This window comes from Lacicoccus kunmingensis DSM 17847, assembly GCF_059568765.1.
The window spans coordinates 1-11,484 of sequence record NZ_JCANUC010000036.1 but is presented as its reverse complement, the minus strand read 5'-3'; the positions used below and the strand labels follow the sequence as shown (position 1 = coordinate 11,484).

Here is an 11,484-nt window from a genome sequence, read left to right as displayed (position 1 = left end):
CGACGTGCGCGTGCCATTTTTAACAATACTAAAATCGGCATTGATACAGCCACATGCCGGGCAATGGGTCGGATCGTACGTCAGCTTGGCGGTAATGAACAGAGACTTAATCCCCTTGTGCTTGATTTCTTTCACTGATGTATTCGTAAAATCGATATTATCCTCTTTCATTTGGAGTAAAGATAGTATAAAATGCTTCATAGGCGTAAATGTTTCCTTTCTGTGAGTTGTGGTGACTTCATTATAAAGAACATTTGCGCCATTTTTATACCCTTTTACATAAAAATACGGTCCATGACATTTCAGTCATCAACCGTATTTATTATAGAGCCGTTAAAAGTCATCACTTTTAATCCCGGGTATTTTAAAATTCTGTTCAATACATATCTTTCACTTTTTTATGCCCCAATCAGGCACCTTCCGCCATATCACGTCTCTTATAACCGATATAACCAATGACCATTAAAACAATGCTGATTGCTGTAATGGTAATAAAGACCGGTAAATCGAAACTTTCCACCGGCATCTGCGGCAGCCAGTCCTGAATGGCCGTTTTTAAAAACCAATCCGGAAAGTCGACGATACCGCCAAAATAATTCAACATAAATGAATACGCCAAATATACATATACCAGTTTTCCGGCACCCGGCAGCCAGCCGATGACCAATGCGGACAAACCGGTAAAGAACAGCACTGATGGCCATAAGTTGAAGCCCGCTGCGAAAAAGTCCGCCATCCCCATCGATGAATCACTTTCCATAACTGAAAGTGCCGTGCCTCCGAGACCGGCCACCGACAGTAAAGTTCCAAGTACACCTGCGAATATTGCGAGCCCCACCGACGTCCAAAACAATTCTGTCCGCGACACTTTTGTTGAGAATATCTGACTGAGTTGCGACCTGTTCTCCTCGGCAAAAAGTTTGTTTATGATGACAATCGGTAAAATTGAAACGAGTACGGCCATCACCATTATAATTGTAGATGTAAAGGACGCTTCCAACGATACATCCGCCTGAGTGAACATCTGCTGCATGACTTCATTACTTTGAAGGAAGGTCTGCATATCTCCGTAAATCGAGCCGTATGCCGCACCCATTACAAGGAAGCCGATAAACCAACCGATGATTGCACCTCTGTTCAACCGTGCGAACAGCCCCTGAACAGATAGCAAAGAGCTTTTTGCATGGGCTCTGCCTTCCCTTTCCGGAAGATAGCCTGCGCCCATATCACGGTTGCCTTCAAGAACAAATGAAATAATGATGACAACCAAACTGAAAATGAGTACAAAAACGAGCGGCATCCAATTATTGTCCGTAAATGGGTAAGTCAGATAAGTCCATCCCATCGGATTGATCATCGACCAGTCAGGATTTGAAGCATCCGTTCCTGCACGCGCCATATATAACAGCCCGACAAGTCCGAGTCCAACCCCCGTCGCCCCAGAGGAATTCGGCATGATCTGCGCAAATAACAAGCCGAGCACTGCACCCAGTACACCTGCAGCACCAATTGATGCACCAAATAAAAATGACCCTTCCACCGTAATCGTGTCAGCATTGAAACTGATCATCACCACGCTGATGACCACAGCCAGCAGCACATTGATAAGCACCGTTTCTGCCATGGTGGCCAAAGAGTTTGCCTGGCGGCCAATCTGGAATGATCTGACCAGTTCTGTCAGGCCGAGATCTTCCTCTTTACGTGTATGGCCGACCACATGGAGGAGCGACACAATCATCGTGAACAAACCGCAGAATAATAACATTTCATGGGCATACATCGCGCCCAGCGTATAATCTGCAGCAGAGTCGATCGGTGTCGGCCCAACCATGGAAATCATTGCAGGATTCTGCATCGTTTCATACATCCCGACCAGGCCCTGTCCTTTCGCAAGCTCTTTAAAAGCCGGTATGAAACCGGATGAGAATAAGCCGATACCCAAGACCCAGATGATGATTTTTTTCCAATCACGCTTTAAATACTGCAAGAAAAGTATATCCCAGCGTGCAAATTTTTCTTTCATTATCATTATCCCCTTTCACACTCAGCCTTCATAATGACGCATGAACAAGTCTTCGAGTGTCGGCGGTGATGAATCGAATTTTATGACATCCAATTTTCCTGCCGCCAATAATATTTCGTTTAAATGCTCCTGTTCGGCAGAGAATGTGGCCTTATTGCCGTCCTGCTCAAAATCAAACACGCCGGCGACCTCCGCCATCGCAGTGATGTCTCCATTTGTCTCCATCTTCACCGTTGAACGGGTCAGATAACGCAGTTCATCAAGCGTACCGGTTTCCACAATTTCTCCCTGCCGTATGATGACCACCTTATCTGCCAGCCGCTCCACTTCACTCAAAATATGAGAGGATAAGAGAATTGACTTCCCTGCATTTTTCAGCTTTTCGACCTCTTCCTGGAATATGGACTCCATCAGAGGATCAAGACCGGAAGTCGGTTCATCAAATATATATAAATCCGACTCAACGGATAAAGCAGCTATCAATCCGACTTTCTGACGGTTCCCCTTCGAATAGCTCTTCGCCTTTTTCTTAGGATCCAGTTCAAACCGTTCAATCAGATAGTCGCGCCGCTCCTTATCGCCGCCGCCATGCAATTTAAGGAACAGATCGATGATTTCTCCGCCTGTCAGACCGCCCCATAAAGTCACATCGCCCGGAACATAGGAAATGCGTTTATGAATCTCAAGGCTGTTTTTCCATACATCCTTTCCGAAAATCTCAGCATTCCCGGCATTCCGTTTAATGATTCCGAGTAAAATACGAATCGTTGTCGATTTACCGGAACCGTTTGGGCCGATAAAGCCGACCACTTCCCCTGCTTTAACCGTGAAAGTGACATCACTCAGCGCCTTTGCCTTGCCAAACGTCTTTTGTACACCTTCCACTTTTACCACTTCTGTCATAACAATCCACCCCGCTTAACCTTTCAAATCATTTATAAAAACTGTATTTCAGTATTTCGCTGTAACGTTCCCACTCTTCCAAATATCTTTCGCCAAACTCACCGAGATCCTCAAAGCTGCGAAGCTGACTGACCGCTTTATCCCCGTAACCGGTCATCGTCCAGGTTAAAATCTCTATCGCCTTTTCAACCTCAACATCTTCACGGAACAATGAATAATCGATGTTTTCATATAGTTTGTGCTGACTTTCCCTGTAGACGGGAGACAGTCTCACTTTTATGATGTCCCTGACATCTTCCGACTCCTCTGCGACCGCTGCCGTTATTAAATCGAACAGATGCGGAAATTCCATCTGGACCTTTAACTTTCTGATGCCGACCTTATGGATCCTGTTGAATAAATCGCCATCCTCGAGGTCAATGTCATCAATGATTTTATCCACGATCTCCAGACTGTAATCCAATAAGAATAAATAAAGGTCTTTTTTATTATTGAAGTAATTGAACAGTGAACCTTTGGAAATCCCCGCTTCTTCAACGATTGCGTTCGTCGAAGATTTATCAAATCCGTTTCTGACAAATTCTTTAATGCCTGCGTTAATGATACGCTCCTGTTTTTGCTGTTTTAAGTTATAAAATGAAGGGTTGATAAGCACATCCTCCTTTCGGCCATATTTCAAATGACCAATATGGTCAATTCAAATATAACACTATTGACCACTCCGGTCAAATTAAATTTCACACAGAAAATAAACACCCGCCGGGAGCGTGCCCTGGCAGGTGTCTGCGGTCAATCATCATATTTTTTTAATAAATCCTTCGGTATATGGCAGTAATCATCCGGACATTTATCCAGTCTGTCCTGATGCTCTTCAGCACTTTTCACATAGTTTTCAAGCGGCAAGACTTCCACGGCGATCAGGTCATAATCATCTCTCTTCTGAATGAATGCTTCCGCCCTCTTTAAATGTTCCGGGTTTTCACTGTATACACCCGTCCTGTACTTCTCGCCAATGTCGTCTCCTTGCTTATTAATACTGTATGGATCGATGACTTCAAATAAGTACGTCACCAGTTCTTCTATTGTGACTATGGCCGGGTCGAACGTTGTTTTTACACATTCTGCATAACCATCGTAGTCCCCTTCTATTGTCTGACCTGCGCCATTTGCCCTGCCCGCTTCAGTCAACCGGACGCCCGGCAGTGTCTTTATAAATGCCTGAACACCCCACAGGCATCCGCCGGCCAAATATACTGTTTCCAAACCATCCACTCCCATCTTTTTCATACTGAATTGTACCATCGACGGAATTTTATTTCCCGGGAAAATAAAATGCTCCCCGCAGAATGCGGAGAACATGTCTTTCTATACGATATTTCCTGCTGAAACCTTCTCTATCTCCATCTGCTTCAATTCACGGCGCAGTATTTTACCGCTGATCGTCGTTTTCGGCAGTTCAGCCATTACTTCGATCTCTTTCGGTGCAAGGTGTGCTGCAAGATTATTTCTGACAAATATACGGATTTCCTCCAGAAGTTCCGGTGTTTCTTTAAATCCTTTCCTCAAAACGATGAATCCTTTGACGATTTCACCGCGGACTTTATCCGGCTTCCCGATGACGCCCGCTTCCTGTATCGCTTCATGTTCAATGAGTTTACTTTCCACTTCAAACGGTCCGATCCTCTCACCTGAAGAATTGATCATGTCATCATCCCTGCTCTGGAAGAAGACATAATCATCTTCATCCTGATAAGCGAGGTCTCCCGACAAATACCAGCCTTCATATTTGAAGTAGGAATCGAATTTATCTTTGTTGCCCCAAATTTCTTTCATCAGGCCCGGCCACGGTGTCTTTACCGCAAGCTGTCCAGGCGTCCCTCTCGGCACAACATTCCCTGCTTCATCCAATATGCCGACTTCGACTCCCGGGAACGGTCTGCCCATCGAACCGGGTTTTATTTTCTCGCCCGGCAGATTGACGACAAGGTGCGCGCCGGTTTCAGTCATCCACCATGTATCATGAATTCTGACGCCGAGTGCTTTCCAGGCCCAGTAGATGACTTCAGGGTTCAGCGGTTCGCCGACACTGAGTATATGTCTGAGTGACGATAAATCATAGTCTTTCAGAACGTCGCCCTGAGACAGCAGCATCCTGAACGCCGTCGGTGCACTGTACCAGATGGTCACTTTAAGTTCTGCAATCAGCTTGTACCAGTCCTCCGCTTTGAAACGGCCGCCCTGGATGACGATTGTTGCACGGTTCAGCCACGGTGCAAACAGCCCATAGACGCTGCCGGTCACCCACCCCGGGTGCGATGTGCACCAGTAGACATCATCATCTTTGATGTCCAGCACCCATTTGCCCGACTCATACTGATGGGTAAGAACGCGGTGCGCGTGCAGTACGCCTTTCGGTTTTCCGGTCGAACCGCTCGTATAATGGATCAGCATGCTGTCTTCGGCGTCCATCCATTCCACGTATTCCGCCCCGTTATCCTGAAAAGGTGCCGCTTCTATGTCTTCAGCAAAAAGGATTGTTTCAAGTGTCGGGATATCCGCTTTTGGCACCCGATTCACCATGTCCTTATCCGTAATGAGCAGGGTGCCGCCGCAGTCATTGATTCTGTCTCTCACCGCATCTTCCATGAATGCTTCGAATAAAGGTCCGGCCACCGCGCCGATCTTTATTACCGAAAGAATCGCAATATAACATTCCGGTGTTTTCGGCAGGAAGACGAACACTCTGTCGCCTTTTACTACGCCGTTCTCTTTTAATATCCGCGCGTAGTGATCCGTCTTGTCCTTCACTTCTTTAAACGTATAGCTGATTCTTTCGTCACCATTGACGTAATGCAGTGCCGTCTTGCTGCCGTATCCGTCATCCACATGCCTGTCGATCGTTTCATAGACGATATTCAGTTTGCCGGTTTCAATAAAGCTCAAATCCTTTCCGGCATCTTCCCATTTAAAATTCTGCCTCACTTCCGAATAGTCAGGGAGGTTATAGTCTCCCGGCAACGGTTCAATAATTTCCAACTGATTCAAAGTCATATTAAAGCTCCTTCACTGAAGATATTCTCCCTCTGCCATCACACTCTGCTTAAATCCAGGTAGTTCAAAATTTCCGTCTTATATTCTGCCAGTTCATTACTCCCCCTGTTACGCGGGCGCGGTTCATCAAGATTGATTTCGTGGCCGACCCTTCCCGGCCGGTTTTTTAAAATGACAATTTTATCGCACAGGTATGTCGCCTCTTCTATATCATGAGTCACCAGAACGATGGTCGTCTGATACTCTTTCCAAATATTTAAAAGTAAATCCTGAAGCTGCATTTTAGTGAAGGCATCCAGCGCACTGAAAGGCTCATCCAACAACAGTACTTCAGGGGAAGTGATCAAAGCCCGGGCAATCGCGACACGCTGGGCCATGCCCCCGGATAATTCTTTGGGATAAAGATTTTCACTGCCTTCAAGCCCGACATCCCTCAAATACTTTCTTCCCAGTTCAACTTTGGAAGCTTTCGTCCCTTTCAAACCGAATGTGACATTTTCCATCACATCCAGCCACGGCATCAGCCGAGGCTCCTGAAATATGAACCCTGTGGATGCCTCGACCTGCCTGGAGATTTTCCCGTTGATCTCAACTTCGCCTCCATAATCGGTATCAAGTCCGGAAATCGCCCTTAACACTGTACTTTTTCCGCATCCGCTCGTCCCCAGAAGACCGACGATTTCGCCCGGGCCGGCTTCAAAAGACACATTTTTGACGACCTCTTTACCGCTAAAAGTCCGGGATATGTTATTAATATTCAAACTCATAATGGCCCTCCTTTTAAACCTTGCCGGCGTTATCCTGCCAATGCAGTGATTTCTGTTCCACAATTTTCAAAACCCAGTCAGACAGCTTGCCGACAATCGCAAAAAGAATGATGCTTGCTAAAATCGTCTCGGGCGACAATGTATTCTGTCCCAGTACAAGCAGATAACCGAGCCCGGTGCTTGCGCCCATGAGCTCCGCTGCCACGACAAACATCCATCCAAGACCGAGACCGCTTCTCAACCCTGTCATGAATGACGGGAGCGAGGCCGGCAATATTACACGTCTGATCAGCTGCAGGGTATTCAACCCATACATCCTGCCGACTTCGATCAATTTCCGGTCGACTCCGCCAATGCCGCTGACGACGTTCAGGTAGACCGGGAAAAAGACACCAACCGCAATCATCGTCACTTTGGAAGGCTCACCGATGCCCATCCACAAAATGAATAGAGGCACCCATGCCAATGAAGGGATCGAACGGAATGCCTGGATCATCGGATCAAATAATTGTTCCGTTTTTTTATAAAAACCGACAACCGACCCGAGCACCACCGCAAATGCTGTACCGATCAGAAAACCTGCAAAAACTCTGTAAACGGTGATGCCGATATGCCCCCACAGACTGCCATCCTGTGCAAGACCGGCGATTGTTTCCAAAATCACGCTCGGTGCAGGCAGCTGATAGGAAGGGAAGACACCCGCACGGCTCAGTAATTCCCATGCAATAATCAGAATGACCGGGAGCATACCTCCTAAAATCACAGGCTGCAGTTTATTTCTTTTTGCAGGTGACCCAGCTCTCGCTTTACTCCTGCTTCCAGGCAGATCACCTGCTGACAGTTCTATGCTCTTTTTCACAAAAATACCTCCGTTCAATCTAATTTGAAGATTCTATCGTTTCTTCCGCATACGATGGATCAATCAGGTCATCAGTCAATTGTTCCACATCAGCACCTGCATCGATGGCATCAGATTCCTGAAGGATCTTCCCTGCTTCCGATACAGACTCATGATGCGCTGCGCCTGGCACCGGATCAGTGAAATCATTACGCTCCAGCTGTTTCTCGGCAACCGCCTGATCAATCTGAGCTTCTTCCATCAGAATTTCTGCCGCTTCCTCAGGATTTTCCTGAATCCATTCCCGTGCTTTTTCATACACTTCTATCACACGGTTGACATGGTCGGGGTATTCTTCCGCAAACGCTTCTCTGACGTTTAAAAATCCGTAAGTATTGAAATCAGGATTTCTGTAAAATAATTCAGCACCTGAATCGACTTCAAGACGCGCCATATGAGGATCGAGTCCTGCCCACGCATCCACACCGCCATTATTCAGTGTTGTCGCACCATCATTGTGCTGTACATTCACAATCTCCACTTCGTCCTGTGATACACCTTCATTCGCCAAAGCCCTCAGTAAAAATATGTAGGGGTCGGTGCCGAGCGTTGCCGCCACCTTTTTCCCTTTCAAATCTTCCACCGACTCAATATCAGAATCGGCGCTTTTGACGAGTGCCGTCCATTCAGGCTGGGAATAAATATAGACATTCTTGATCGGTGCCCCATTCGCCTTGGACATCAATGCAGCTGCGCCAGCTGAAGAGCCGAAGTCCACACTGTTGCTGTTCAGGAATTCGAGTGCTTTGTTACTCCCCTGGCTGAGCGTCCAGGAAACATCGATGCCTTCTGCCTCAAATTCTTCTTCCGCCCATCCGAACTCTTTCAGAACCAGGCTGGTCGGTGAATAATAAGCGTAATCCAGACGGATTTCCTCCGGTTTTTCTTGTGAATCCGAAGAATCCGCCGTGCCGGAGGAACATCCTGCCATCACAACAAGCAGCGCCATTACCATCAATAACCCGAGTTTTTCATTCAATGCTTTTTTCATTTCTGTTCCTCCTTCTTAAATTTCACATGCATAAGTTGAGATTGTACCGCGCAGACGCTGTGCTTCTTTGTATGTGCAGCGGTTGTGCACTACCTGCAGCCCGCCGTCTTTTGCGATATCCGCCGCTTTCGGTGAAATGACACCTTCCTGCAGCCAGAAGACTTTCGGGTTCACTTCAAGTGCCTCTTCCGCAATTGCGATCGCGGCTTCAGGACTTCTGAATACCTGCACAACATCAATCTGTTCAGGCACGCTTTTCAAGTCCGGATATGCCTTTTCACCGAGTATTTCCGTCTCTCTCGGGTTGACCGGAATGATCTTATAGCCGAGTCTCTGCATCTTTCTTGCCAGACGGTAGCTCGGTCTCGCTTCCTTGCCGCTCAGCCCGACGACCGCAAGTGTTTTCTGACGTGTTTTTTCCTGACCGTCTTCAGTCACTTTTTCCGTCGGTGAATTCAATATCCATTTGATGACACCTTCATCGTTGATGACGATCTCTTCTGCCTCACCCGTATCGATACCTGTCGCTTTCAACAATGCCTGGTTCAGGTCATTTTGAATATCCCTGACAGACTCGATGCCGACAGACAGACGGACAAGCTCTTCGTATACGCCTGTTTCCTCCAGCTGTTCTTTTGTCAGCTGCTGGTGCGTCGTTGAAGCCGGATGGATGATCAGTGATTTCGCATCCCCGACGTTCGCCACATGCGACCACAGTGCAACATTGTCTATCAGTTTCTTACCTGCTGATTTTCCGCCTTTAATGCCGAAAGTGATGATTGAACCGAAGCCGTTTTTAAATGTCCGTTTCGCGATTTCATGTGACGGATGACTTTTAAGGCCCGGGTACGTCACCCAATCGACTGCCGGGTGTTCAGATAAAAATGCAGCCAGTTTTTCAGCATTTTCATTATGTCTCTCTACTCGTACATGCAGTGTTTCAAGTCCCTGAATCAGATGGAATGCATTCGTCGGGCTGAGCGATGCCCCGAAGTCACGGAGCAGCTGGACACGGATCTTTGTGCTGAATGCAAGCGTCCCGAAATCTGAAGCATAACGGATGCCGTTGTAGCTTGAGTCCGGCTCTGTAAACTCAGGAAACTTCTCCAGATTCCAGTTGAAACGTCCGCCGTCCACAACAACACCGCCGATCGATGTCCCGTGGCCGCCGATCCATTTCGTCGCGGAATGCACCACAACGTCCGCACCCAAAGTGATCGGTTTGCATGTATGCGGTGTGGCAAAAGTGTTATCGACAATCAGAGGGACATCCGCTTCGTGGGCGATGGCAGCGACCGCTTCAATATCCAGTACCTGAAGTCCCGGATTGCCGATCGTTTCTCCGAATACCGCTTTTGTCTTATCCGTAATGGCATTTTTAAAGTTCTCGGGATCCGTCGGGTCAACGAACTTCACATTGATGCCGTATCTCGGCAACGTCACCGCAAATAAGTTATATGTACCGCCGTAAAGATTCGAACCGGCGACAATCTCATCCCCTGCACTTGCCAGATTCAGAATGGACAGTGTAATCGCAGACATCCCGGATGAAGTCGCAACAGCTGCCACGCCTTCTTCGAGCAGTGCCATACGCTTTTCAAACACTTCCACAGTCGGGTTGCCGATACGCGAGTAAATGTTTCCAGGCTCATCGAGTGAAAATAAGCTTTCCGCATGATCTGTATCGTGGAATACGTACGACGTTGTCTGATAGATCGGTACAGCCCTTGAACCCGTCGTCGGGTCCGGCGCCTGACCGCCGTGCAGTGATAAAGTTTCCAGATCATAAGTTGAATTGTGTTCGTTTGACATATCCATTCCTCCAAATTATATGTATTAAAAAAAGCTCTCCTCTTTAAGTATAAGAAGAGAGCTTTTACTCCTCTTATCTTCCAGGAACATCGTCCTGCTGGAATTAGCACCTTTTCAGACAAATATGCCTGATGGTTGCCGGGCGTCAAAGGGCCAGTCCCTCTGCCTCTCTTGATAAGTTGAAATATATTTCTTTAATGCATACTACAATACTATGATTAAAACGGTTTGTCAAAGCATTTTTTAAATATTTAGTTTTGAGAGAGAATTTAGATAACTTTCAGTGGCGTCTTTTCGTATTAGAATGCCTTTTTGGATGACACCCCCTGTATTCTGAAGATGTTGAATTTTAGGAATTTTTGTGTTACTTTACAAGGATAAGGTACTATATTTCGAAAGGAGATTTCCTGATGAAAAAGAAAGTTTTGTTAAGTTCACTTTTTGTCGCAGGTGCGTTAACGGTTACGGGGATGAGCGATACTGCACAGGCCAACGAAGAGGAAGACGGTGCCAAAACTTTATGGGGGGAAATACTGCCTGCTGGACTTCTGTCAAGATTTCGGACACATTAAATCAAGACGATGCGATTTTTGCTACTGATTTTTCCTTGATATATTCAAAATTCAAATGTTCGCTAACTTCATTATCGGGCATATTTCTTCTCGAAAGCGATTGGTGACAGATAATCGAGATAGGCATGGATTCTTTCGTAATTGTAGAAACTGATAATATATTCGAGTATGCTCCGGCTGGCTGCTTCGCGTGTCTGATAGCGCGCAGGATGAATCAGTTCTTTCTTGATAATGCTGTGAAACGACTCGATACAGGCGTTGTCATAACAGTTGCCTTTACGACTCATGCTTGTCGTGATCTCATTTTCACGCAGTAATGCCTGATAATCCAAGGCAGCATACTGGCTGCCCCGGTCTGAATGATGAATCAAGCCCGCTGTAGGCGGCTGTGTCTGGAATGCACGCTTCAACGCCTGAATGACGAGCGCCTGTGTCATTCGATCTGACATGGCCCAGCCAATCACACG

The 11,484-nt window shown here is 46.8% G+C and carries 11 protein-coding genes and 1 riboswitch; of the genes, 1 reads left to right on the top strand and 10 read right to left on the bottom strand.

The window, feature by feature from the left end:
* Positions 1 to 409 precede the first annotated feature (409 nt).
* The 9 genes from BO48_RS16310 to BO48_RS16270 all read right to left on the bottom strand — a co-directional run bounded on the left by BO48_RS16310 (position 410) and on the right by BO48_RS16270 (position 10,445).
* Positions 410 to 2,023 (bottom strand): ABC transporter permease, encoded by a 1,614-nt coding sequence (locus tag BO48_RS16310; RefSeq protein ID WP_496369114.1) that lies wholly within the window; start codon positions 2,021 to 2,023, stop codon positions 410 to 412.
* 21 nt (positions 2,024 to 2,044) lie between these two features.
* Positions 2,045 to 2,926: an ABC transporter ATP-binding protein gene (locus BO48_RS16305; protein WP_092988005.1), complete on the bottom strand. Its 882-nt coding sequence runs from the start codon at positions 2,924 to 2,926 to the stop codon at positions 2,045 to 2,047.
* Between the two features lie 28 nt (positions 2,927 to 2,954).
* Positions 2,955 to 3,605, bottom strand: coding sequence for a TetR/AcrR family transcriptional regulator (locus BO48_RS16300; protein WP_496369112.1), 651 nt, complete (start codon positions 3,603 to 3,605; stop codon positions 2,955 to 2,957).
* A 110-nt stretch (positions 3,606 to 3,715) separates the two neighbouring features.
* Positions 3,716 to 4,189 (bottom strand): peptide-methionine (S)-S-oxide reductase, encoded by a 474-nt coding sequence (locus tag BO48_RS16295; RefSeq protein ID WP_496369118.1) that lies wholly within the window; start codon positions 4,187 to 4,189, stop codon positions 3,716 to 3,718.
* Between the two features lie 102 nt (positions 4,190 to 4,291).
* Positions 4,292 to 5,977: an acetate--CoA ligase gene (gene acsA, locus BO48_RS16290; protein WP_496369110.1), complete on the bottom strand. Its 1,686-nt coding sequence runs from the start codon at positions 5,975 to 5,977 to the stop codon at positions 4,292 to 4,294.
* A gap of 38 nt (positions 5,978 to 6,015) precedes the next feature.
* Complete coding sequence (locus tag BO48_RS16285) at positions 6,016 to 6,744, bottom strand: ABC transporter ATP-binding protein (protein WP_496369108.1); 729 nt, start codon at positions 6,742 to 6,744, stop codon at positions 6,016 to 6,018.
* A gap of 13 nt (positions 6,745 to 6,757) precedes the next feature.
* Positions 6,758 to 7,492 (bottom strand): ABC transporter permease, encoded by a 735-nt coding sequence (locus BO48_RS16280; RefSeq protein ID WP_496369116.1) that lies wholly within the window; start codon positions 7,490 to 7,492, stop codon positions 6,758 to 6,760.
* Between the two features lie 130 nt (positions 7,493 to 7,622).
* On the bottom strand, positions 7,623 to 8,633 hold the full coding sequence (locus BO48_RS16275; RefSeq protein WP_496369106.1) for an aliphatic sulfonate ABC transporter substrate-binding protein: 1,011 nt from the start codon (positions 8,631 to 8,633) through the stop codon (positions 7,623 to 7,625).
* A gap of 15 nt (positions 8,634 to 8,648) precedes the next feature.
* A complete protein-coding gene (locus tag BO48_RS16270) occupies positions 8,649 to 10,445 on the bottom strand; it encodes a PLP-dependent aspartate aminotransferase family protein (protein WP_496369104.1) in 1,797 nt (598 codons plus the stop codon).
* Positions 10,446 to 10,515: 70 nt separating this feature from the next.
* Positions 10,516 to 10,626: riboswitch (SAM riboswitch) on the bottom strand.
* A 229-nt stretch (positions 10,627 to 10,855) separates the two neighbouring features.
* On the opposite strand from BO48_RS16270, the gene BO48_RS16265 reads away from it, so the two are divergent.
* The gene (locus tag BO48_RS16265; RefSeq protein WP_496369103.1) at positions 10,856 to 11,017 is read left to right on the top strand and encodes a hypothetical protein; all 162 of its coding nucleotides are present in this window, start codon (positions 10,856 to 10,858) and stop codon (positions 11,015 to 11,017) included.
* Positions 11,018 to 11,088: 71 nt separating this feature from the next.
* Here BO48_RS16265 and BO48_RS16260 read toward each other — a convergent pair.
* The coding region (locus tag BO48_RS16260) for an IS3 family transposase (protein ID WP_496369102.1) at positions 11,089 to 11,484 on the bottom strand (396 nt) is incomplete at its 5' end.